Source organism: Bowdeniella nasicola, assembly GCF_001907295.1.
Lineage (GTDB): Bacteria > Actinomycetota > Actinomycetes > Actinomycetales > Actinomycetaceae > Bowdeniella > Bowdeniella nasicola.
This window is the reverse complement of the sequence record NZ_MQVR01000041.1, coordinates 1-22,671: the sequence shown is the minus strand read 5'-3', so window position 1 is coordinate 22,671 and position 22,671 is coordinate 1. Positions and strand designations below refer to the sequence as shown.

Sequence of the window (22,671 nt, the reverse complement as noted above, 5' to 3'; positions counted from 1 at the left end):
ATCAACGACCACTGGGCATCCGACAGCAACTGGAAACGCGTCATGCCCCGAGCATCACCCGAGGCATGACACATCACCTGTCAGACACGCCCTAGTCGCGATAGATCTTTGCAGCGCCAATCTTGGCGCGATCACTCGTGCGCTTCGTGCGCGTGGTGACGCCAGAGTTTCGCGAGACTCCGTAGGCGGGGTGTTTCGTTGGCTTGACCAGCTTGTACAAGAATTCGTTGACCTTCGTCAGCATCATTAGGCACTCCTTTCGCGCGTTTCGTTCCTATTCGTGGAGAACTATCTTAACGTCAAGAGATTTTTGACTCAATGCCACACGCCGGATTGTGACAGACTTGCGACATGGCACTACGGCGTGTGGAGCGCGGCCAGGGCGGTTTCACTCGCCGCCGCGCGGGCAAAGGCTCACCTACTGGGCGCTAATGGTGCGCGCGTGACGCATGAGAGGCAGCTCCAGCGAATCAAAGACCTCGTGATTCCCCCGGCCTGGGACGAGGTGTGGATCGCCGCGAGCGCAGACTCCCATATCCAGGCCACCGGCGTCGATGATGCGGGCCGGCTGCAGTATATTTACCACCCGGATTGGCGCGAACAGCAAGACGGGGAGAAGTTCATCCGCTCCCTCGCCTTCGCTGAGGTCCTGCCGACTGTGCGCCGCCGCGTAACGCGGGACCTGAAGGGCAGCGATGAGCGCTCCCGGGCTCTTGCGGCCGCGGTGCGGATGATCGACACGTTAGGCCTTCGGATCGGGGCAGCCAGTATGCCAAGGACAATGAGTCCTTCGGCGCCTCGACCCTGCAGCGCCGCCACGTGGAGGTCAAGGACGACACGGTCCACCTTACGTTCCGCGGTAAGTCGGGCAGCGACTGGGACGTGCGCACCCACGACAGGGCACTCGCCGCGTTCTTTGACGATCGGCCGAAGTCGCCGCGATCCGCGCCCGCCGTGTGCCGGCCGGAGCAGCAGGGCCGGCGCCGGATCTGGCACGGCGTCTCCGCCGCGGCATCAACGCCTATCTTGCTGAGGTTTCGGACGGAGAGTTCACCGCCAAGGATTTCCGCACCTGGCAGGGCACCGTTGTTGCGGCGCAGGCCCTGGGGCGCGCGGCCGCGACGGGAGATTCGTCCCCGCAAGCGGTGACGGCCGCGATCAAGCAGATTGCCGAGTGGCTGCACAATACGCCCGCGATCGCGCGCGACTCCTATATCAACCCGCGCGTGATCGAACTGTTTGAAAAGGGCACGGTCATCACCGGTAAGGCGACCGATGCGAAGGTGCGCGCGCTGCTGACCTAGTCCGTCTCGGGTCAGGAAAGCGTCTCCGGCGAGACATCGCGGGCAGCGAAACGTTGGGAGCCGATACCGGCGGCGACGACGAGAATGATGCCGAGGATTTGGATCGGTAGCGGGATCTGGGCGAGCACGATCGCACCGATCACCACCCCCATCGCGGGTTCGAGCGCCATGAGCGTGCCGAAAGCCGCGGGACCCATGCCGCGCAAGGCCACGATCTCCAGGACGAGGGGGATGACGGGCATTAGGAGCGCGAGGCCGAATGCCGTCGCGATGATCGGTGCCGAGAGGTGCGGCAGGGCCTGTGGTAGCCCGATCGGTACGAAAGCGATCGCGGCGATTGGGATCGTGAACGCGAGCGCGCTGATTCCGCTGAAGCGGTCCCCCGCCTGTTGGGTCAGGACGATATACACCGCCCACGCCGCCCCGGAGAGCAGGGCGAACACCACGCCGATGACGTCGACGTCGCCAACCCACGGCCGGTTCATCAACACGACACCCACCATCGCGAGCGCCGGGTAGATTAACGCCCGCTTGCTGTCGCTCGTGACGGCCGCGAGCACGAGTGGCCCGAGGAACTCGAGCGCGACGGCGGTGCCGAGGGGGATCCGCTGGATCGCGACGAAGAACAGGAAGGTGAGGGAGCCTGTCGTGATGCCGAGCGCGGCGACGAGGAGCCAGTCGCGCCCGCTCATCCCCCGCAGTTTTGGTCGCGCGATGAGCAGGATGAAAATGGCGCCGACAGCGACCCGCAGCCAGGCCGCGCCGCGGGTCCCGACTTACGCACCAAAGCGGCCCGGGCAGCGTGCGAGAATGAGACTCACAATTCGGATCGGGCCGAAAGGACGATCCTCACGTGGGCTGGCCGGCGCTCCCTGCGCGAGCTCACCGCCGCGATTCCCGCGGTCGCTCGCATTCTGCCGCTGCTGCTCCTGACCGTCCTGCTGGTTTTCTTCACCACCGAGCTCTGGCAGCTGTCGGCCAATATGAGCCAGCGCCAAATGGTCTGGCTGTGCACGTTCCTGCTCATCATGCTGATCGTCATCATCGTGCCAGCCGTCATCGACATGCTCGATGAGCAGGACACCGAGGACGACAGCGAGCATCTCCTTGAGGCCACCCCGTTTTGCGGGGTCAAGCCGTCACGCTCGAGATTCTCCATCGGCGAGTCGATCAACCCCACCGTCGTGGCCGCCGCGGTCCAGCTCGTGCAGGCGGCGATCTTCATCGTCGCGACCTTCGCGATCTTCGCGATCTTCGGCAAGATCGCCCTCACCCCGCAGCTGATCAAGACCTGGACGGGCACGGACCCGCAGGCTATGCAGTGGGTCGGGCTCAATCTTCCGCTCGATGCCGCAATGTTCCGGGTGTGCTTGATCCTCGCACTGTTCTCCGGGATCTCCTTTGCCGCCTCCACCCTGTCGGACAGCATGTACCGCTCGCTCTTCCTTAGCCGGATCGCCGACGAGATGCGTCGCAATATCGCTGCCCGGCACCGCTACCGCTCGACGCTGCGCTCGTGCGGCAAACTCCCCCACCGCTGGCGCGACATCGTCGCATAGACAGGGCGATGCCCCGACCCAAGGGAGGATGGGTCGGGGCATCTCACCAGTTGCGGCTCGTCTTTCCCCTCAGTCAGACGGCCTATCCATGCGACGGAAAGCTTGTGCCATGTCTCTACGCGCTTTCCGTGATGTCTATAAGACTGCCCGCCGATCCTGAGTAAACGCTAAGTTCTGCTCCATAGGTCGCTGGTAGTTTTTCTTCCGCCTACTGTGGTTCCATGATCTACCACCTGGCCGAGCCAGCCGATTGGGAGCAAGCACACGATTCCGGAGCCTACGATTCGTCGACCCGCGGGATCCGGCTCGAGCAGCAGGGCTTCATCCACGCGTGTAAGGATCACGACCAGCTGAAACGAGTCGCGCAGACAATCTACGCGGACAAACCGCAACTCCTGCTGCTCACAATGGACGAAGAAAAACTGGAAGCAGCCGGCCTCGAGGTGCGCTACGAGCCGGGAGATTCTCGTGACCCGAACTCCGAGGTGTTCCCTCACATCTACGGCGGCGCGATCCCGCTCGATCTCATCGAGTGCGAGCGCTACCAGGCGTAAGGACACAGGTCGGCGCCCCGACCCAGGGAGGTAGGGTCGGGGCGCCATTCACCAGTTCCGGATGGTTCGCGGAGTGAAAACGAAGCACATCCTGGCACGTCTTTCCCCTCAGTCAGACGGCCTATCCATGCGAGTCAAGCGACGCCATGTCTTCATCGCTTGCCCCGTTGACTACTACTGTGCTGCCCGAAGCTGAAAACAATCTGAAACCGCAGCTAGGGTTCGCTGGCAATTTCGACGATGATGGAGACATGACTCCGGGCGTAATTGTGGGCGATATCGGCGGAACGAGTATGAAGCTCGCGCGCCTGGACGCGGCCGCGGCGATCCGGGCGCGGCACAACGGCCCGGGCGCCAATATTCGCTCGGCCGCAACGCCCGAACAGTTCGCCGACGCGCTCGCCGAGGGCATCGGCGTCGTGCTTGCGGACACCGTTCCAAGCGAGATCGAGCTCGTCTACCTCGCAGTAACCGGCGCCGGTGGCGCGGGCCGGGCGCGCATCGCGGCCGCGATCGACGCAGGACTCGCACGCACGCCGCTGGCAGGGGTTGCGCGCGAGCTCACGGACGACATCACCGCGGCGTTCCTCGCCAATACCGAGGGCGCGCGCACCGGCGTGCTCGCGCTCGCGGGGACGGGCGCGGTGCAGGCGGCGGTCTGCGATGGCGTGCTCGTGCGGCGGACCGACGGGCTTGGCTGGGTGCTCGGCGATACCGGCTCGGGCACGTGGCTCGGCCAGCAGATCCTGCGCGCGGTCGCCGCCGACCTCGATGGCGTCGGAAGGGCCACCGCGCTTACCGACGCCGTGGTCGAAGCGCTGGAGATCCCGCGCGAGACGCAGGCGCTCATCGGCGCCGTCGACCAGCTGAAGCCCGCCCAGTGGGGGCGCTTCGCCGCGCTCCTGACCGAGGCGGCCGCCTCGGATGCCGTCGCGCAGCGGATTCTTGCCGAGGCCGCGGAGGCGATCGCGCGAGGCGTCGACGCCTGCGCGACCGAGCTGCGGGAGCGTGGCATCGAGGGCGAACTGCCGCTCGTGTGGGCGGGCGGCGTCGCCGAGCACTGCGTTCCCCTGCGCGAGGCCGTTCGCGCGCGCGTGCGCGATGTGCGTGAGGTGGCGCACCGCGAACCGATCTACGGGGTCGTTCAGTTAGCGCTCGACGCGCTGCGTCGGCGGCCCTGAGTGCCTATCCGAGCGAGGCGAGGGCGCTGCGGATGCCCGATGGATCGCCGGTGCGGGACGGGTCCGGCGGATAGCGGGTCAGCGCCGCGCGCGCGATCGGGAGTTCGACGCCGCCGAGCGCCATGACGAGGGCGGGCGCGATCTCGCCGCCGGTTTCTTCGAGGCACGCGCGCGCCTGGCTGGCGGTAAGGGAGGAAGCCTGCACGATCATGCGGACGGTGCGGGCGCGGAGTTTTTCGTTCGTCGCGGCGACGTCGATCATGAGGTTGTCGTAGGTCTTGCCGCAGCGGACCATGAGCGCGGTCGAGAACGTGTTGAGGATGATTTTCTGCGCGGTCGCGGCGTTCATCCGCGTCGAGCCGGTGATGACCTCGGGGCCGGTATCGGGCAGGATCGCGGTCTCGGCGAGCGGTGCGAGTTCGGCGTTCGGGTTGGAGGCGAGCAGGACCGTCGCGGCTCCGACTTCGCGCGCGCCGCGCAGGGCGCCGCCGACGAAGGGGGTGCGTCCGGAGGCGGTCACGCCGAACATGAGGTCGTGCGGGGCGAGCGAGCGCCCGAGCGCGTAGCCCGCCTCGGCGTCGTCTTCGGCGCCTTCGACCGCGCGCATCATGGCGTCGAGTCCGCCGGCGAGGTGGGCTTGGACGCGGTCGTCGCCGACGCCGTAGGTCGGGAGGAGTTCGACGGCGTCGAGAACCGCGAGGCGTCCGGAGGTGCCGGCGCCGGCGTAGTGGATGACGCCGCCCGCGATCCAGCTCACGAGGGCCGCGTCGACGGCGGCGGTGATGTGCTCGGCCTGCGCGGCGACGGCGGCCTGGATGCCGGAGTTGGCGTCGATGAGTTGGTCGACGATCGCCGGGGTGGCGAGGGTGTCGATCCCGAAGGTGGCGGCGTTGCGCTGCTCGGTTGGCACGTCGTGTGCGATGAGGTGATCGGTCGTGTGGGTCATGGCTGGTCCTTCCGAGTTACCAGTCGCAGAGGGATGGGCCACGCGTCCCGCACGCGCGCGGGGACGTCGGTCAGCAGGTCGCGCAGCGCGGCGTGGGTCGCGTGCGGGGGTAGGGCGATGCTGCCGGCGACCGCGGTGGTCGTGGGCAGGGCGTGCAGGGTGGCGAAGCCGATGAGCGCCATGAGGAGCGCTTCTTTCAGGTCCGAATCGAGCCCGAGGTCGCTCATGGGGCGGACGTCGAGGCCTCGCTCGGCGAGCATGCGCAGCAAGGTACGGTTGCGCGCTCCCCCGCCCGCGACGTAAACCGTGCGGACGTCGCCGAGCGCCTCCGCGATCGAGCGGGCGGTCAGCGCCGTGAGCGTCGCGGCGAGGTCCTCTGCGGGCAACCGCCCGAAGGGTTCGAATCCCTTATTCTCCGAACGCGCTCGCACCCACTCGAGGGTGAAGTACTCGCGGCCCGTCGACTTCGGCGGCGCTTGCGCGAAGTACGGGTCGGCGAGCAGCGCCGCGAGCAGCGCTTCGTCGACGCTCCCACGCGCGGCGAGCGCGCCGTCGACGTCGTAGCTCAGCTCCCCGCCGGAGATGTCGGCGAGGTGGGCGTCGATCAGGCAGTTGCCCGGCCCGGTGTCGAACGCGGTGACGCCGCGGTCATCGATCACGGTGACGTTGGCGATGCCGCCGATGTTCAGGCAGGCGACGGGGGCGCGCTCGCCTGCGATCATGACGTCGAGCAGTGGCGCGAAGGGCGCGCCCTGGCCGCCGAGCGCGATGTCGTTCGCGCGCACCGCGTGGATCACCGGGAGGTTCGTCGCGGCCGCGACGCGCGCCGGATCGCCGATCTGCAGCGAGGCCGTGACGCGGCCCTCCACGACGCGGTGGTTGATCGTCTGGCCGTGCAGGCAGATCGCGTCCACGCCAAGTCCTAAAAACTTTTTCGCGACCTTCGCGTGCACGTCGCCGATCGCGGCGTGGACGTCAGCGATCGCATTCGAAGTGGCGACGTCAGGGCACTGGGCGGCGAGCACGACCTCGCGCAGCTCCGGGCTGAACTCCTTCGTGGCGCCCGCGACGACCTCGGCCGCGAGGTGGTCATCGGCAAGGCAGAAGTCGACCACGACGGCGTCGATCCCGTCCGCGCTTGTGCCACTCATCATTCCGAGGATGCGCATCATCGCACCGCATCCGCGAGGAGTTGGACGATTCCGACGTAGGGCTTTCCGGTCGCGCGGCTCATGCCGATTTCGCACGTGCGGTTCGCGCTCGCGTGTGCCTGCGAGCCGAGTGCGCGTACCTCGGCGGCCTCGGCGCGCGTCGCCGATGCCGTGAGTTCGGGGTGGAGCAGGCCGCGGTCGCCCGCGAAGGCGCAGCAGCCCCACGCGTCGGGGACATGGACCTCGCGCGCGAGCGCCTGGCCGACCGCGCGGGCCGCCTCGGCCGAGCCGATGCGGGTTGACGAGCACGTCGGGTGCAGCGTCAGCGAGTCGAGCGCCGCGGCCGGCAGGTCGAGGCGCGGGAGCACGTGTTCGTGCAGGAACTGGGGCGCGTCGATGACGCGGATGCCCAGCTCTGCGAGGAGCTTCATGAGGCCCTCGGTGCACGAGGAGGCATCGCAGATAACAGGGAGCTGCCCGCCGCGGGTGGCGGCCTCGAGCATCGCCGCGACGCGGTTCTTCATCGCGTCATAGCCGCGGGTCATGCCCTTGGACGACCACGGCGTACCGCAGCAGGCGGCGTCTATCCCATCGGGCACGGCGAGGGTGATACCGGCCGTGGCGCTGAGGAGTTCGAGGTCCTCTTGCAGCGAGGTGGTGCGGCCCGAGTCAAACATGGCGCCGAGGCAGGAGGGGAAGTAGATCGCGTCTGGGTTGGCGACAGGCGGGCGGCGCCGTGGCGTGCCGCCGGCGGGGATGTCGCGGCTCCACTGCGGGATGCGATCGCGCCCGAGGATCGCCCGGCCGAGCGTCGTTGCCCCGCGCAGCAGCGCGTCGGGCAGCTTCGCCGCGACCGACAGGCCCACCGAGCCTGCGCGCGTAAAAACTCTCCAGCCTCGCGAGGCGAGGGACCAGGCCGCGGGCCACGCCGCCCCCTGCGCGGTGCGGAGATCGCGGACGAGGTCGCCCGTGTTGATGTCGAGGGGGCAGGCGGTCTCGCACATGCCGTCGACGGCGCACGTCTCGACGCCCTGGTACTCATAGGCGTCGATGAGGTCTTTGGCCATCGGTTTATCGCCGCGGGTTTCGGCGGCGGCGATCTCGCGCAGGACCGCGATGCGGGTGCGTGGGGTGAGCGTCAAGGCCTTGGAGGGGCATTTCGGTTCGCAGTAGCCGCATTCGACGCAGCGGTCGACCACCGGGTGGATGGCGATCGGGTCCTTGAAATCCGTGAGGTGGGAATCGGCGCGGGTGGTGAGGATGACGCCCGGGTTGAGGATACCTGCCGGGTCGATGGCGTCTTTCAGCTCGCGCATGAGACCGTAGAGAGTCTCGCCGTATTGGGCTTTGACGAAGGGCGCCATCGCGCGGCCGGTGCCGTGTTCGGCCTTGAGGTTGCCGCCGTGACGCAAGATGGTCTCGACCATGCCGTCGGTGAAGTCCGCGAGGCGCTCCCGCGCGGCCTCGGCGGTGAAGTCGTCAGTGATCATGAAGTGGAGGTTGCCGTCCTTGGCGTGGCCGAAGATCACGGCGTCGTCATAGCCGAAGCGATCAAAGAGCTCGCTGAGTTCGCGGGTCGCGTCGGCGAGGCTTTCGACCGGGACGACGACATCCTCGAGCAGCGCGGTCGTGCCGGCCGCACGGGCGCCCGCGCAGGCGGCGTACAGCCCCTTGCGCACGTTCCACAGCGCGGCGCAGGTCTCGTCATCGCGGGAGAAATCGGCGGTAACGCCATGCTCGGCGAGTGCCCGCTGCGCGGCCTCAACAGCTCCCCCAAGTTCGTCCTCGTCGCTGCCGCGGCATTCGATGAGGAGCGCGCAGTGTTCGGCGACGTCGACCGTGTGGATCGCGTCGGGGACGTTCGCAAAGCCCTGGGCAACCCGCAGGGAGCGGGCGTCCATGAGCTCGGCGGTGTGGACGCGCGCCTCAATGAGGGCGGGAATCGCGCGCGCGGCCGCGTCGAGGGTGTCGAAGACGACGAGGGCGGCGGCGCGCTGCGGGTGGCGCGGCACCGTGTGCATCGTGACCTCGGCGATGAAGGCGAGAGTGCCTTCCGAGCCGACGAGCAGGTGGGTGAAGATATCGAGCGGCGAGGAGTAGTCGAGAAACGCATTCAGGCCGTAGCCCATCGTGTTCTTCATCGCGAACTGCCGCGCGATGACCGCTGCCGCGTCCTCATCGGCTCGCAGGCGGTCGCGGATGTCTTCGAGCGCCGCGCAGATTTTTGGCTCGGTCTGCCGGAAGCGGTCCTCGGCGTCCGCCTCGGAGGTGTCGATGACGGTGCCGCTGGGCAGGACAAAGACCGCCGATTCGAGCAGGTGGTAGGCGTTGTTCGCCACCCCGCACGCCATGCCGGAGGAATTGTTGGCCACGACTCCCCCGATGGTCGCGGCGATCTCGCTCGCGGGATCGGGGCCAAGGCTATAGCCGTGGCGGGCAAGGACCGCGTTGACGTGCCGGACGGTCAGGCCCGGCTCGACCTGCACGCGGCGGCCCTCGTCATGCGCGCGGATCCTGGTGAAGGAGCGGCGCACATCGATAAGGATCCCCTCGCCCACGCCCTGGCCGGACAGGCTCGTGCCGCCCGCCCGGAAGGTGACGGGCAGACCGCGCTCGGTCGCGCTGCGCATCGCGGCGGCAACATCGGTGAGGTCGCGCGCGATCCACACTTCCTGCGGGTAGAGCAGGTAGTGGGAGGCGTCGTGGGCATAGGCCCGGCGGTGAACCTCGCGCGTGAGGACCTGGGACATCGCTACTTCTCGACCCGTTTGGAGGCGACGGCCTTGCGGGTTTCCTCGAGGGCGTGCACGCTCTCGGCGAAGGTTTGTTGGGCGACGCCGACGAACAGGCAGTCGACGACGATGAGTTGGGCGAGGCGGCTGCCGGTCGCGGCGGAGCGGAAACTCGTTTCCATCGCTGCGGTGGTCAGGACGAGGTCGGCGAGCTTCGCGAGGCGCGAGCGCGGCGAGTTCGTGATCGCGATCGTCGTCGCTCCCCGCTCGCGCGCCTGGCGCAGCGTCTCGAGGGTGTCCTTCGTGCCGCCAGAATGGGAAATCGCGATCGCGACGCACTGCCCATCGAGCAGGGCGGCGGAGACGAGCGCCTGGTGGGGGTCGACGTGCGCGAACGAAACCAGGCCGATGCGGTGGAGCTTTTGCTGCAGGTCGAGCGCAACGAGGCCGGAGGCGCCGACGCCGAAGATCTCGCAGCGCTTGGCCTTCACGATCGCGACAACCGCAGATTCGAGGATCGGCATCGACAGCGATTTCGCGGTGTCTTTGACGGACCGCGTATCGGCGTAGGCGATTTTTTCGACCGCGGAGACGAGCGTGTCATCGGCCGCGATATCGGTGGAGCCGATGAAGTCTTTGCTGGAGTTTCGCGCGCCAAGTTCGGAGGCGAGTTGCAGACGCAACTGGCCGTAGCCGTCGACGCCGATCTCGCGACAAAAGCGCACGATCGTCGTCTCAGACACGTCGGTCGCGGCGGCGAGAACCGAGATGGTCATGCCGGCGGCTTTGACGGGGTCGGCGACGATGAAGCTGCCGACGCGAGCCATCGCGGGTTGCAGCTCGTTTAACAGGCCCCGGATGCGGGTCGTGAGGTCGAGTGAGCCATCACCAAAGTCGAGGTCTTCTGTCATGTCACCATTGTCCTTTTCCTTGATAGCTCAACAATTCGATATCACGCTCACGCAAGGTGGCGGCCTCGCCCAGTTGCTCGAGAAGCGCCGAGGTCTTCCCCGCATCAATCAGAGTGCGCAGGTCGATGCTGCCCCAGACGAGGTCGATGAAGGGCGGGCGGTCGCCAACCTCCTCGTGCGATGGGGTGAGCCAGGCGAACTGGGAGCTCTCGCGCGCCGCGGCCAGGATTTCGATGCCGACGCGCAGGCCCGGATAGCGGGAGGCGTCGGTGACATACAGTTGGGCGCCGCAGCAGACCTCGCCCGCATGTTTGCTGAAGGTCGGCGTGAACCACGCGGTGCGGAACGTGACACCTGGCAGCCCAGCGGCGTTGAGGCGATCGGCGAAATCCGCCGTGAGCCAGGGGGCGCCGAAGATCTCGAACGGGCGCGTCGTGCCGCGGCCCTCGGAGAGGTTCGTACCCTCGAGCGGGCCGGTGCCGACGAACGCGAGCGCGGTGTCGGGCGTCGGCATATTGGGCGAGGGCGGCACCCATGCCAAGCCGGTGTCGGCCCAGGTCATCGCGCGCTCCCACCCGGTCATCTCGATGACAGTTGGCTGCGGCACGTCGATCCCGGCGCCCGAATCGAGGCGGGCGCCGACGCGTGCGAGTTCGCCCATGGTCAGACCGTGGCGGATCGGAATACTGAGCGGGCCGATGAAGGACTCGAAGCCCGCCCGTATGCCCGGGCCGTCGACGACCGTGCCGCCGAGCGGGTTGGGACGGTCGAGCACGACGAACGGGACACCGGCGCGGGCGGCGGCTCGCTGGCAGGTGAGCATCGTCGCGTAATACGTGTAGTAGCGTGCGCCGATGTCCTGCAGGTCGCACACCAGCACGTCGAGGTCATGCTCCGCGATCGCCGCGTCGAGGTCCGATTCGCTTTTTCGGTACGTGTCGACGACCGGCAGGCCCGTCTCTTCGTCGTCGCCGCTTGCTTCGCTCATCCCCGCTTGGGCGGTTCCCCGCAGGCCGTGTTCGGGACTGAACAGCGCGACGATTGGGACCCCGGCTCGTAGCAGCGCGCGCGAGGACAGCTCGAGGTTGCCCGTCACTCCGGTGAAGTTCGTGACGAGTCCGATGCGCTTGCCGGCAAGGAGCGACGGGTCGGTAAGGACCCGGTCGACCCCGAGCTGGATGCGGCCGTCGCCCATCATTTCGTCTCCTCGTGCGTCGTCGGGATCGTCATGAGGTAGCCGATCGGAGTGCCGTCCTCGCCCACGCTCTCGCGGAAGGTATCGAATCCGAGGCGCCGGTAGAAGGCGATCGCGCCGGTGTTTTTCGCGCCGACGCCGATCCCGATGCTCCTCACGCCGCGCGCGGCGAGCTCACGGCAGAACCAGTCGATGAGCGCGCGCCCGAGGCCCTGACCCTGGGCTTCGGGCAGCAGATCGATATGGAATTCGCCGGGGTGGTCGCCTCGCCAGTCGCCGAGTTGGCGCTCGGGGTTAAGACCGAGCCCGATCAGCCGCTCTTCGATTGCACTCAGGTCCGCGGCGCCGGCGAACCTCTCGGCGAAGATGGGCGTCCAGTGCTCGCGCCACCAGGTAACGAATTCAGTGACGTCGGCGACGCCGAGGATGTAGCCGACGGCGCGGCCGTTAAGGTCGGCGACGCGCACGAGGTCGGGCGCGTACTCGAGGTAGGGATAGGCGTAGATATAGGGCAGGAGGTCGTCGTCGAAGAATTTGCCTTTCGCACTCTTTCCGGAGTCGCCGGTCAGCACGCAGACGTCGCCGAGGGCGGCCCGGTCGGCGCTCCCATACGGGCGCAGGGTTAGCTCAGTCATGCGTCGCCTCCAGTCGGCGGGGCCAACGAATCTGGCCGGAGGCGTCAGGCAGGTCGACGGGGAGCTGGCCGGTGGCCTCTCCCCTGGTCAGCGCGACCGCGAGCGCCGCCGCGAGGCCCGGGATATCGCCGTACGCCAGCAGCATCGGGACGTCATCTGCGAGCAGCGCCGCGTCATAGGGCGAGCGGGCGGCGATCGCACACGCGATGTCCTCCAGGCCCGATACCTGCGCGGCGACCTCGGGAAAGCGCCAGGCGTCGCGCGTGATGAGGATGCGCGCGCCGCTGGTGTCGGAGGATTCGAGGGCAGTGATGCGGCAGGCGTGGCCGCGCGCCATGAGTTCGCTCGCGAGCGCCGCCGGCACGACTTCGACGCCGCGGCCCACGCTCGGCGGGAGCTCGTCGGTGATGATCGTGACCGGCGCGCCAGGCGACAGCGCGAACGTGCACCCCGGGTTGCGCCAGGTGAGGCTGCGTCCGATCGCGGCCGCGGCCACAGCCGCAGGATCGTGTTCGGCCGGCGTCAACGTCGCCGCTGCGAGTTTCGCCTTGAGCGCCACAACGCGCTCCGCGGACCGGCGCAGCTGCGCCTCGTCGAGTTCACCGGAGCGCACGGCGGCTAGCACGGTATCGATACAGTCGGCCGGGTCGCGTGGCATGAGGAGCTGGTCGATGCCGGCACGCAGCGCGGCGACGCACGCCGCGCCCGGCCCGCCGGGGTAGGCGGCTCCGGCCATGTCGAGCGCATCGGTGACGACGAGCCCGTCGTAGCCGAGCCGGCCGCGCAGCAGGTCGGTGACGATCGGGCGGGAGAAAGTCGCGGGCGCGCCGCTCGAGTCGACGGCCGGCATGCACAGGTGGCCGATCATGACCGCGTCGACGGCTGCTTTAATCGCTGCCCGGAAAGGCACCGCCTCGGCGGCTTCCCAGTCCTCGACGCTCGTCGCAAGGACGGGTAGGCCGTGGTGGGAGTCGACGGCGACGTTGCCGTGGCCGGGGAAGTGTTTCACGCACGAGGCCGAGCCCGCCTCGGCGATGCCCGCGATGACGGCCCGTACGTAATCGGCGACGACGTGCGGCGAAGAGCTCGCGGAACGGATCCCGATGACGGGGTTATTTGGCTCGATATTGACATCGGCGACGGGCGTGAACGGGTGCAACGCGCCGACCGCGCGCAGCTCGCTCGCGGACATTCGGGCGATTTCGCGCACGGCGTCCCAGTCGCCGCCCGCGGCCTGCGCCATCGCAGAGGGCCAGCGAGTGGCGGGCTCGCGCATGCGGGTGACGAGGCCTCCCTCCTGGTCGATCGCGATCAACAGCGGCACCTCGGAGGCGGCCTGCAGCTCGGCGACGACCTCGCGAATGCGCTGCGGCGTCGCGCCGTCCGGCCCGGCTGGGAAGTAGCAGATCCCGCCAACGTGGCGCTCGGCGACGAGTGAGGCTACCGTCTCGACGGTGTCGGCGACCTTGTATCCGCCGTCGGCGTGGTGGCCGACGGAGACGGAAAACAGCTGGCCGACGACCTGCTTAAGGTCCCAGCTTTCGATATCGGGCGCTCTCATGGTTATCCCTGCTTCGCGAATTCGGCGCGGACTTCTTCGCGGAGCTTGCCGTGGTTGGCCGGATCCGGCGCCGCGGCCAGCAGCGTCTTGGTGTAGTCGTGCTGCGGGTTCAAGATGACCTCATCGCTCGGGCCCCGCTCGACGATGGCGCCCTTGTACATCACCATGATTTCGTCGGAGAAGTGGCGGGCCGTGGCGAGGTCGTGCGTGATGTACAGGACCCCGAGGTTCTCCTCGCGCTGCAGCCGGGCGAGCAGATTGAGCACCGACAGCCGGATCGACACGTCCAGCATCGAGACGGGCTCATCGGCGATGAGATAGGACGCTCCGGGCGCGAGCGCCCGCGCGATCGCGACGCGCTGGCGCTGCCCGCCCGACAGCTCGTGGGGCCGCCGGTCGGCAAAGCTGGACGCGGGCTCGAGGTTCACGCGTGTGAGGAGTTCTTCGACCTTTTCACGCGCCTCGGCGGAGTTCGAGACCTTGCCGTGGATGCGCAGCGGCCGCTCGATGTGGTGGGCGATCGTGTGGAACGGGTTGAGCGAGGCGAACGGGTCCTGGAAGACCATCTGCACCTGGTTGCGGTAGGCAGTCAGCGCCCGCCCGCGCACGTTCGAGGGCTTGCCATCGATCGTGATGGAGCCCTTGGTTGGGGTCTCCAGACGCAGGATCATCTTCGCGATCGTGGACTTACCCGAGCCCGACTCCCCGACGAGCGCGACGGTCGTGCCCGGCTCGATCGTGAACGACACGTCGTTCACGGCGACGAGGGTGGATGTGGAAAGCCCTTTGCGGAGCTTGAACTCCTTGGTCACGTTCTTGACATCAAGACTCATCGCTACCTCCGCCGGCTCCCGTGCGGACGAATCCGCCCCGTTCCCCGAGCAGGGAGGGGAAGGAGCTCAGTAGTTGCTTCGTGTACTCGTGCTGCGGCGCGCTGTAGATATTGTGCGCGGTGTTGACCTCGACGATGGCGCCGTCCTTCATGATGGCGATCCGGTCGGAGATCTCCAGCAGCATCGGCAGGTCGTGGGTAATGAAGATAACCGCGAAGTTGAACTGTTCGCGCAGCCGCATGATCTCACGCAGGATTTCCCGCTGGACGACGACGTCGAGGGCCGTCGTCGGCTCATCCATGATCATGACCTGCGGCCGCAGCGCGAGCGCCATCGCGATCATCACGCGCTGGCGCATGCCGCCCGACAGCTCGTGGGCATAGGAGGTGAGCCGGTTCTTATCCACCCCGACGAGCTCGAGCAGTTCCTCGCTCACGGCGCGTTTTTCGGACCTAGACATCTCGGGCCGGTGGGTCGAGAACACGTCGAAGAGCTGGGCCTTCACGGAGATCACGGGGTTCAGCGCGTTCATCGCGCCCTGGAACACCATCGAGACCTTGTCCCACCGGAAACGGCGGAGCTCATCGCCCTTGAGGGCAACGACGTCGATATCGCCGTCCTTTTCGTGCAGGGTGACCTCGCCGCTGCGCAGCAGCGCCGGGGGTTTGAGCAGCCGGTTCATGCCGTAGGCGAGCGTCGTCTTCCCGCAGCCCGACTCCCCCGCAAGGCCGAGGATCTCGCCCCGGTACAAGGTGAGGTCGACGTCTTTGACCGCGACAACGGGCGGGGTGACTTCGTACGAGATCGTCATGTTGCGGGCCGTGAGGACCGGCTCGTGGTTTTTCAGGTATTCCTCGTGGCTGGGCCAGGTGGTCACGATGTCGCCTCCTTGCGGGCGCGGGCCTTTTCGGCGCGGCGGACGGAACGCACGGCGTCGGGGGCGGCACGCAGCTTGGGGTTGATGGTCTCATCGATCGCGAAGTTGATGAGCGACAGGCCGCAGCCCAACAGCGCGATGAGCAGGCCCGGCGGCACGAACCACCACCACGCGCCGATATGGAACGCGTTGTGCTGGGATGCCTGGTTCAGCATCGTGCCCCACGTGATCGCGCCCGAGGGTCCGAGCCCGAGGTAGGACAGGCCCGCCTCGGACAGGATCGCAAGGACGACGGCCGACAGGAACATCGCGGCGAGCAGCGGCAGCAGGTTCGGCAGGATCTCCACGAGGATGATGCGGTGGGTCTTCTCCCCCGCGACCCGCGCGGCGGCGACATAGTCGCGGTTGCGAAGCGACTTGGCCTGCAGCCGCAAGACGATCGCCGAGCCCGCCCAGGACGTGATGCCGAGGACGAGCGCGATGATCCACATCGAGCGCGTCTGCATATAGGAGGCGATGACGATGACGAGCGGCAGGCCCGGGATCACGAGCATGATGTTCGTGATGAGTGAGAGCAGCTCGTCGACGTAGCCGCCGAGGTAGCCCGCGACGATGCCGAAGAACAGCGAGAGCACGACGGCGATGAAGCCTGCCGTGAGGCCCACGAGCAGTGAGCCGGTCGCGCCTTCGGCGAGCTGGGCGAGCAGGTCGGCGCCGAGGTTATTCGTGCCGAGCAGGTGTTCGCTGCTGGGCGGCGCGAATGTCGGGTTGTCGTAGTTGCGCGGGTCTTGCGTGAAGTAGTGGCCGAAGATCGCAAACAGCACGATCGCGATCGTCAGGGCCAGGCCCAGCGCGAGCTTAAAGTCGAGGCGCGGCAGCGCCTCGCGCAGGCGGCTGCGCTTGCCCGTGCTGCGCGGCGCCTCGCCTCCGCCCAGCTCGGCGGGGTTCGTCATGCCCGCGGGCGTCGCGGTTTCACTCAGTGCAGGTTCGGTCTTAGACATTGCTACGCGCCCTCGGGTCGATGAGTCCGTAAATGAGGTCCATGATGAAGTTCGCGGCGAGTACGGTGACGGTGATGACGAGGAAGACGCCCTGCATGAGCGCGTAGTCCTTGTCCTGGACGGCGTTGATCATGAGCTTGCCGACGCCCGGATAGGTGAAGACTTGTTCCATGACGATGGATCCCGCGACGACGAAGCCGAGCGTGATCCCGAATCCCGCGAGCGAGGGTAGCGCCGCGTTGCGGACGGCGTACCAGGTGAAGATTCGGCTGTTTTTCAGGCCCTTCGCCTCGGCGGTCACGACGTAATCCTCGGACATCGTCGAGACCATCATGTTGCGCATGCCGAGAACCCAACCGCCGACCGACGCGATGATGATCGTGATCGCCGGCAGCAGGCCGTGGTAGATCGCGCTACTGATAAAGCCCCAGGAGAATTCGGGCCCGCTCGGATACTCGCGCACGGAATAGCCGCCGATGATGGGGAACCAGCCGAGCCCGACGGCGAAGATCGAGATGAAGATCAGGGCGAGCCAGAAATACGGGACGGACTGCAACAGTGTCATACCAGGGATGAGGCTGTCGGCCGCGGTCCCTCGCTTCCAGCCGGCGAAGGCGCCGATGGAGACGCCTAGAAAGAACGAAATGACCGTCGCGAGCCCCACGAGGGTGAGCGTCCACGGCAGGGCCGCGCCGATGAGCTCGGTGACGGGCGCCGGGAACTTCGTCACGGATACCCCGAGGTCGCCCTTGAAAAGGTTGCCCCAGTAGCGCACGTACTGATCCCACATCGAGGCGCCTTCAGAACCGAAGACGAGGTTGATGGAGTTTTCCATCGCGGGCGTGATCTCGCCACCTCGCCGGGTGAGCTTTTCGATGAAGATCTGCCGTGCGTCCCCGGGCATCAATCGCGGCAGCAGGAAGTTCAAGGAGACCGCCGACCACAGCGTGATGAGGTAGAAGACGATGCGGCGAACGTAATACTTCACGTATCGATCCTTTCGCGCCGACAAACAGCGAGGGTGGGGACGAGCGAGCCGCCCCCACCCCTCGCGGCAGCGACCTACTTATAGGTCAGCTTGGAAATCACGTAGCCGGCCGAGACCGCGTCCCAGGACGCGGGGAACGCGTACAGGTCGCTCTCGGTGGGCCAGCCGGTGAAATCGGTCTGGTTGTAGAAGGTCTGCGAACCGCCGTGGAACATCGGGATGTACGGCAGTTCGTCCGCGATGATCCCCTGGATCTTCGCGTAGGCCTCGGCCTTCGGGCCGTCTTCATTGGTCTGCGCCGCGGCGGCCACGGCCTTGTCTAACTCCTCGTTGCTAAAGCGCGCGAAGTTCGTCTGGTTGGGCTTGAGCGACTCGCCGACCGGGGTCGTGAACGAGGTCGTGAAGTTGTTGCGGTACATCGTGTACGGGTCCGCGATCGGCGTGCCGACGATGGCCGAGTAGACCATCTGGAACTGGCCGGTCTGGCGCATATCCGTGTACTGGTCGAGCGTCACGGTGTCGTTCTTGATCTCGATGCCCGCGGCCTTCGCCTGGGCGACGATGAGGTCCGAGGCGGCGTTCGCATCCGACCAGCCTTCAACGGAAACCATGTTGATCGAGACGCGCTCGCCATCCTTGGCGTAGATGCCGTCCGAGCCGAGCGCATAACCGGCGTCTTCGAGGATCTTCTTCGCGCCCTCGGCGTCGGCCGTCTCGGGCAGGACCTTCTCCATGCCGTCGGCGACCCATTTCTCGTCGCGCTCGGGCTTGGTGAACGTGGACGACGCTAGCGTTGCGGTGCCGTGGTAGGCCTTTTCGTTGACCTCGGCGCGGTTGATCGCCTTGCTGAAGGCCTTGCGGACTTCCTTGTCGGTCTGCGGGCCCTTACAGCCGAGCTCGGTGTTCGAGCACGTGATGATCGTGATCATGTTCGGCGAGCTGGACAGCAGGTAGCCGATCCGATCGTTCGAGGTGATCGACTTCGGATCCGGGATGAACATCGTCGTGTAGTCCAGCTGGTTGGACTTCAGCAGCGACTCGGCCGAGGAGTTGCCGTCGATACCGAGGTACTGCACCGTGTTGATGCCCGGGCGCTCCTTGTCCCAGTAGTTCGGGTTCTTCTTCACCGTGTAGGAGGCATCGGTGAACGTGTCGAGCATGAACGGTCCGGTACCGACCGGGTTCTCGGAGTTCGCGAACGTCACGAGGTCGTCGAGCTCGCCGAAGACCTTCTTCGGCACGATGTAGGTCGCGCCGAGCAGCGAGTACTCGTTGGTGTAGGCGGGCGTGTTGAAGATCAGGCGGACCGTGGACTCGTCGACCTTTTCGGCCTTGTCGAGGTAGTCGGCCTGCACGCCGGAGTTCGTGAAGGAGAAGATCACGTCATCGAGCGTGAGGTCGGAACCATCGTTCCACTTCACGCCCGGGCGGATCTTGATATCGAGCGACTTGCCATCTTCAGCCCACTTAAAGGACTCCGCTAGCAGCGGCACGGGCTCGGTGTCGGCCGCCTTGTTGTAGAAGAACAGCGGCTCATAGATCGAGCCGAGCGTGCCGGGCAGCAGCGTCGGCGAGTACGGGTTGAAGTTGTTGACGAGCGGGGTCTGGGATCCCGCGAAGACGACGAGCGCAGGCCCGTCCTTCTTCTCGCCGCCGGAGCCTTCATTGCCTCCGGACTTGTTGGTGCTACACGCTCCAACGACGGTCATCGAGGCGGCAAGTAGCACCGCCGGGACAACTCTTTTCCATCTGCGCGCAGAAAACATCTGGGTTCCTTCCAATTATCTTGGGTTGTCGCGCGGTGCGGCGGTGCAGCGCTGATGCAACTGCTCTGTCGCAAACCTCGTGACTTACACCATAGGAAGGAAAGCTACTTGCCGTCAAGCATTCCATGTAGTTTATTTACCTACATGTTTGACCGGAGCAAAGAAGAGCGGTTTCATAGGTTGCCACTGGCGTAGGCTTACGGCATGGCAAAGCCATCCATCCTCTTCGTCTGCATTCACAACGCTGGTCGATCCCAGATGGCTGCCGCCTATGCCGCGCACTTGTCCGGCGGCGCGGTCGATGTCCGCTCTGCTGGCTCCGCCCCCGCTTCCGAGATCAACCCCGCCGTGCGCGATGCCATGGCCGAGGACGGCATCGATATCTCGGCCGAGCGTCCAAAGCTTTTGAGCGACGCGATTGTTCGCTACTGGTGCCCAGCTCCCGAATGCAGTGTTCGCGCGAACAGCCTCGGCCGCGGCCGCAGTGGTGACCGAACTGGATCGCCTCGGGGCCCGGCGGGCCCGGCTGTGTGGGTTGTCGCTGGGGGCCACGGTGGCCCTGCAGACCGCGATCTCGTACCCCGATCGGGTGTCGAAACTGGTGGTGTGCGCGGCCCAGGTCGCCCCGCCCCGGGCCGTGCTGGCGGCGCAGCGAGCGATCTTCAGGCTCTACCCCCGACGAAAACTCGCCGCCCAGGGCCTGGACAAGGACCGGCTGCTCGCGGTGATGAAGGCCTTCGGGTCGCTGGATATCTCCGCCGACCTGGCCGCGATCACCGCACCGATCCGGGTGCTGATCGGAGCCAACGACACTGCGAACCGTCCGGCCGCGGAGTTGATCGCCAAGCGGATCCCCGGTGCGGAACTGTGCGAGGTGCCCGGTGCCGGGCACACCGCGCACACCGACAATCCGGCCGCTTTCAACCAGTTGGCGATCGACTTTCTGATCGCAGCGTAGTCTTCAGCAGGGATCTACCTTCAAGGAGCCGGGATGGCGGTCAGTGCGCGTGATGTCCAAGCGATCGAGGCGGCGAAACTGTATTACGTCGACGAGATGTCCCAGGCCCGGATCGCCGAGTTGCTCGAGGTGTCGCGTCCCACGGTCTCCAAGCTGATTCAGCATGCCCGCGACGCCGGTTTCGTGACGATCACCATCACCGATCCGCGTGAGGCCGAGGGGGAGTTGGTGGCCGCCCTGCGCGAGCGTTACGGCTTGGACGAGGTGGTTATCGCCGCCACCCCGGTCGATGATGATGACGGCGTGCTGAGTTACCTCGGTCACCGCGGCGCCGAGGTGGTGGCGTCCCTGGTCACCGACGGCGATCTGGTCGGCGTGGGCTGGGGCAACACCATCCATGAACTGTCTCGTCACTTGCCCTCACGGCAGTTGCGCGGGGTCGAGGTGATCCAGCTCAAGGGTGGGCTGACCTATTCGGGCAAGGACACCAAGGATGTCGAGATCATCGAGAATTTCTGCCGGGCCTTCGGCGCCTACGGGCGATACCTGCCCCTGCCTGTGATCTTCGACTCGGTGGACGTGAAGACGATCGTGGAGAACGAGCGACACATCCGGCAGTCGCTGCAACTCGGCGCGACCAGCCGGATCGCGGTGTTCACCATCGGCGGGGTGAACTCCAGCAGCACCCTGTTCAACCTGGGGTACCTGACCGAGGCCGAGCGGCAGCGGCTGCAGGCCAACGCCGTCGGCGACATCCTGTCGCGGTACTTCGACAGCGAGGGTCGGATGGCCGACGAGGAGTTGGACGCCCGCACCCTGGCGATTGCGCTGGAGGACCTCAAGCGCATCGATCACCGGGTGCTGGTGGCTGGTGGGCCGGCCAAGACCGAGGCGATCCGTACCGCCTTGAATGTCGGCTACGCGAACCATCTGGTGACCGATCACCACACCGCGCGCAGGCTGGCCGACTAGCGAACATGTGAAAAAATAGAATCTTTACAAAAGTGCCGAACCGGCGTAGCGTGGTTTCCAGCCATCTACGACGGAGGTCTTTCAATGAAGAAAGCGGGATTCATCGACCACACCCTGTTGCGACCCGATGCGCGGCGGGCCGAGGTCGACAAACTCATCGACGAAGCGTTGGACGCCGGGTTCGCGACGGTCTGTGTTCAGCCCACCTGGGTGGCACACGCCGCCGACCGCTTGGGCGGCAGTGAGGTGGGGGTGTGCACCGTGGTGGGCTTCCCGCACGGTGCGAGCACTTCGGCCAGCAAAGCCTTCGAAGCTGCCGATGCCGTTGAGCGTGGAGCCATCGAGGTCGACATGGTCGTCAATATCGGCGCCGTGCTCGACGGCGACTGGGATCTGGTTCGCTCCGACATCGCCGCCGTTCTCGACGCGGTCGAAAACCGCGCGGGCCTGAAGGTCATTCTTGAGACCTGCCTGCTGACCGACGAGCAGATCGTCAAAACCTGCGAACTGTGCAGCGACCTGGGCGTCGCCTTCGTGAAGACGTCCACCGGGTTCTCGACCGGCGGCGCCACTGAGGAAGCGGTCAAGCTGATGAGCCAGACCGTGACCAACGGGGTGCAGGTCAAGGCCTCCGGCGGTATCCGCACCCCCGAACAGTTCGAGAAGTTCCTGGCCGCCGGTGCCAACCGGATCGGCGCCAGCGCCGGCGCTGCTCTGTTGGGGGAGGTGGCCCCGGCATGTTGATCAAGCACGGAGCCGAGCAACTCGACAACGGTTACCTTTCCAAGACGCCGCTGTTCCAGTACATCCTGCTGTCCATCCTGTTTCCGCTGTGGGGTGTGGCGGCCAGCCTGAACGACATCCTGATCACCCAGTTCAAGACCGTCTTCACGCTCAGCGATTTCGCCACCGCCTTCGTCCAGTCGGCGTTCTACGGCGGGTACTTCCTGATCGCGATCCCGGCCTCGCTGGTGATCAAGAAGTCCGGCTACAAGATCGCGATCATGATCGGCCTGTTGTTCTACATCATCGGCTGCTCGCTGTTCTTCCCCGCCTCGCACATGGCCACCTACGGGGTCTTCCTCTTCGCCCTATTCGCGATCGCGCTGGGCCTGTCCTTCCTGGAGACCTCGGCCAATACCTACTCGTCCATGATCGGGCCGAAGAAGCGCTCGACCCTGCGGCTCAACATCTCGCAGACCTTCTACCCCTTGGGCTCCATCGCCGGCATCCTGCTCGGCAAGTACCTGATCTTCGGCGACGGTGAGTCTCTGCACAAGCAGGCCGAGGGGCTGACCCCGGAACAACACAAGGTGTTCGCGGCCGAACTGCTGCAGAAGACCCTGCTGCCGTACAAATACATCATCTTCGTGCTGATCGTGGTGATGATCCTCTTCGCTCTCACCAAGTACCCGACCTGCAAGCCGCTGGCGGACGCGACCCACGTCGCCAAAGCGGCTCTTCACAATCGAGGGTGTAGTCGGGGTTTGAATCCGCCGGCCTCGAGGAGGCTGCGGGCGATGTAGTGGGTCAGGTTCCGGAAGCCC

Annotated in this window: 22 protein-coding genes and 2 pseudogenes; 10 read left to right on the top strand and 14 right to left on the bottom strand. The window is 66.4% G+C overall.

What is annotated here, in order from left to right:
• Positions 1 to 91: 91 nt before the first annotated feature.
• Entirely contained in the window at positions 92 to 247 is a 156-nt protein-coding gene (locus BSZ39_RS13890) for a hypothetical protein (protein WP_158025127.1), read from the bottom strand.
• Between the two features lie 33 nt (positions 248 to 280).
• Between BSZ39_RS13890 and BSZ39_RS15030 the strand changes: the two genes are divergently transcribed.
• Both BSZ39_RS15030 and BSZ39_RS13515 read left to right on the top strand, forming a co-directional pair.
• On the top strand, positions 281 to 1,033 hold the full coding sequence (locus tag BSZ39_RS15030) for a DNA topoisomerase IB (protein WP_143180432.1): 753 nt from the start codon (positions 281 to 283) through the stop codon (positions 1,031 to 1,033).
• A complete protein-coding gene (locus BSZ39_RS13515; RefSeq protein ID WP_158025123.1) occupies positions 957 to 1,304 on the top strand; it encodes a site-specific integrase in 348 nt (115 codons plus the stop codon). The genes BSZ39_RS15030 and BSZ39_RS13515 overlap by 77 nt, the downstream gene beginning before the upstream one ends.
• An 11-nt stretch (positions 1,305 to 1,315) precedes the next feature.
• On the opposite strand, the gene BSZ39_RS07775 is transcribed toward BSZ39_RS13515, so the two are convergent.
• Positions 1,316 to 1,996, bottom strand: coding sequence for an EamA family transporter (locus BSZ39_RS07775; RefSeq protein WP_073716790.1), 681 nt, complete (start codon positions 1,994 to 1,996; stop codon positions 1,316 to 1,318).
• A 291-nt stretch (positions 1,997 to 2,287) separates the two neighbouring features.
• Between BSZ39_RS07775 and BSZ39_RS07765 the strand changes: the two genes are divergently transcribed.
• The 3 genes from BSZ39_RS07765 (at position 2,288) to BSZ39_RS07755 (ending at position 4,598) form a co-directional block, all read left to right on the top strand.
• Positions 2,288 to 2,863, top strand: a complete 576-nt coding sequence (locus BSZ39_RS07765) for a hypothetical protein (protein ID WP_143180430.1) — start codon at positions 2,288 to 2,290, stop codon at positions 2,861 to 2,863.
• 221 nt (positions 2,864 to 3,084) lie between these two features.
• Entirely contained in the window at positions 3,085 to 3,417 is a 333-nt protein-coding gene (locus tag BSZ39_RS07760) for a DUF952 domain-containing protein (protein WP_073716787.1), read from the top strand.
• Between the two features lie 251 nt (positions 3,418 to 3,668).
• A complete protein-coding gene (locus tag BSZ39_RS07755) occupies positions 3,669 to 4,598 on the top strand; it encodes a BadF/BadG/BcrA/BcrD ATPase family protein (protein WP_158025121.1) in 930 nt (309 codons plus the stop codon).
• 4 nt (positions 4,599 to 4,602) lie between these two features.
• Here BSZ39_RS07755 and BSZ39_RS07750 read toward each other — a convergent pair whose 3' ends face one another.
• The 12 genes from BSZ39_RS07750 to BSZ39_RS07695 all read right to left on the bottom strand — a co-directional run bounded on the left by BSZ39_RS07750 (position 4,603) and on the right by BSZ39_RS07695 (position 19,137).
• Positions 4,603 to 5,544 (bottom strand): N-acetylmuramic acid 6-phosphate etherase, encoded by a 942-nt coding sequence (locus BSZ39_RS07750; protein WP_073716785.1) that lies wholly within the window; start codon positions 5,542 to 5,544, stop codon positions 4,603 to 4,605.
• Positions 5,541 to 6,713, bottom strand: coding sequence for an anhydro-N-acetylmuramic acid kinase (locus BSZ39_RS07745; RefSeq protein WP_281247121.1), 1,173 nt, complete (start codon positions 6,711 to 6,713; stop codon positions 5,541 to 5,543). Before BSZ39_RS07745 ends, BSZ39_RS07750 begins: the two co-directional genes overlap by 4 nt.
• Positions 6,713 to 9,445 (bottom strand): FAD-binding and (Fe-S)-binding domain-containing protein, encoded by a 2,733-nt coding sequence (locus BSZ39_RS07740; protein ID WP_073716783.1) that lies wholly within the window; start codon positions 9,443 to 9,445, stop codon positions 6,713 to 6,715. The genes BSZ39_RS07745 and BSZ39_RS07740 overlap by 1 nt, the downstream gene beginning before the upstream one ends.
• A gap of 2 nt (positions 9,446 to 9,447) precedes the next feature.
• A complete protein-coding gene (locus BSZ39_RS07735) occupies positions 9,448 to 10,338 on the bottom strand; it encodes a MurR/RpiR family transcriptional regulator (protein WP_073716782.1) in 891 nt (296 codons plus the stop codon).
• 1 nt (position 10,339) lies between these two features.
• Positions 10,340 to 11,536 (bottom strand): exo-beta-N-acetylmuramidase NamZ family protein, encoded by a 1,197-nt coding sequence (locus BSZ39_RS07730; protein WP_222842899.1) that lies wholly within the window; start codon positions 11,534 to 11,536, stop codon positions 10,340 to 10,342.
• Positions 11,533 to 12,168, bottom strand: coding sequence for a GNAT family N-acetyltransferase (locus BSZ39_RS07725; RefSeq protein ID WP_073716780.1), 636 nt, complete (start codon positions 12,166 to 12,168; stop codon positions 11,533 to 11,535). The genes BSZ39_RS07730 and BSZ39_RS07725 overlap by 4 nt, the downstream gene beginning before the upstream one ends.
• Positions 12,161 to 13,729 carry a glycoside hydrolase family 3 protein gene (locus BSZ39_RS07720; protein ID WP_073716779.1) on the bottom strand — a complete coding sequence of 523 codons (1,569 nt, stop codon included), beginning with the start codon at positions 13,727 to 13,729 and terminating at the stop codon, positions 12,161 to 12,163. The genes BSZ39_RS07725 and BSZ39_RS07720 overlap by 8 nt, the downstream gene beginning before the upstream one ends.
• Before the next feature lie 2 nt (positions 13,730 to 13,731).
• On the bottom strand, positions 13,732 to 14,562 hold the full coding sequence (locus tag BSZ39_RS07715; RefSeq protein ID WP_073716778.1) for an ABC transporter ATP-binding protein: 831 nt from the start codon (positions 14,560 to 14,562) through the stop codon (positions 13,732 to 13,734).
• A complete protein-coding gene (locus tag BSZ39_RS07710) occupies positions 14,552 to 15,439 on the bottom strand; it encodes an ABC transporter ATP-binding protein (protein WP_222842898.1) in 888 nt (295 codons plus the stop codon). Before BSZ39_RS07710 ends, BSZ39_RS07715 begins: the two co-directional genes overlap by 11 nt.
• Positions 15,436 to 16,440 (bottom strand): ABC transporter permease, encoded by a 1,005-nt coding sequence (locus BSZ39_RS07705; RefSeq protein ID WP_222842897.1) that lies wholly within the window; start codon positions 16,438 to 16,440, stop codon positions 15,436 to 15,438. Before BSZ39_RS07705 ends, BSZ39_RS07710 begins: the two co-directional genes overlap by 4 nt.
• Positions 16,433 to 17,428, bottom strand: coding sequence for an ABC transporter permease (locus BSZ39_RS07700; protein WP_073716777.1), 996 nt, complete (start codon positions 17,426 to 17,428; stop codon positions 16,433 to 16,435). Before BSZ39_RS07700 ends, BSZ39_RS07705 begins: the two co-directional genes overlap by 8 nt.
• A gap of 74 nt (positions 17,429 to 17,502) precedes the next feature.
• Complete coding sequence (locus BSZ39_RS07695; protein WP_158025117.1) at positions 17,503 to 19,137, bottom strand: ABC transporter substrate-binding protein; 1,635 nt, start codon at positions 19,135 to 19,137, stop codon at positions 17,503 to 17,505.
• A 261-nt stretch (positions 19,138 to 19,398) separates the two neighbouring features.
• Here BSZ39_RS07695 and BSZ39_RS14805 point away from each other — a divergent pair.
• The 5 genes and pseudogenes from BSZ39_RS14805 to BSZ39_RS07670 form a co-directional block, all read left to right on the top strand.
• Positions 19,399 to 19,596: pseudogene (locus BSZ39_RS14805) on the top strand (arsenate reductase/protein-tyrosine-phosphatase family protein); the annotation flags it as partial.
• Between the two features lie 49 nt (positions 19,597 to 19,645).
• Positions 19,646 to 20,152, top strand: a complete 507-nt coding sequence (locus tag BSZ39_RS07685; protein WP_281247119.1) for an alpha/beta fold hydrolase — start codon at positions 19,646 to 19,648, stop codon at positions 20,150 to 20,152.
• A 33-nt stretch (positions 20,153 to 20,185) separates the two neighbouring features.
• Positions 20,186 to 21,124, top strand: a complete 939-nt coding sequence (locus BSZ39_RS07680; RefSeq protein WP_073716774.1) for a sugar-binding transcriptional regulator — start codon at positions 20,186 to 20,188, stop codon at positions 21,122 to 21,124.
• 84 nt (positions 21,125 to 21,208) lie between these two features.
• On the top strand, positions 21,209 to 21,868 hold the full coding sequence (deoC, locus tag BSZ39_RS07675; protein WP_073716773.1) for a deoxyribose-phosphate aldolase: 660 nt from the start codon (positions 21,209 to 21,211) through the stop codon (positions 21,866 to 21,868).
• Positions 21,862 to 22,467: pseudogene (locus tag BSZ39_RS07670) on the top strand (MFS transporter); the annotation flags it as partial. The gene deoC and the pseudogene BSZ39_RS07670, both read left to right, overlap by 7 nt.
• Between the last annotated feature and the right edge of the window lie 204 nt (positions 22,468 to 22,671).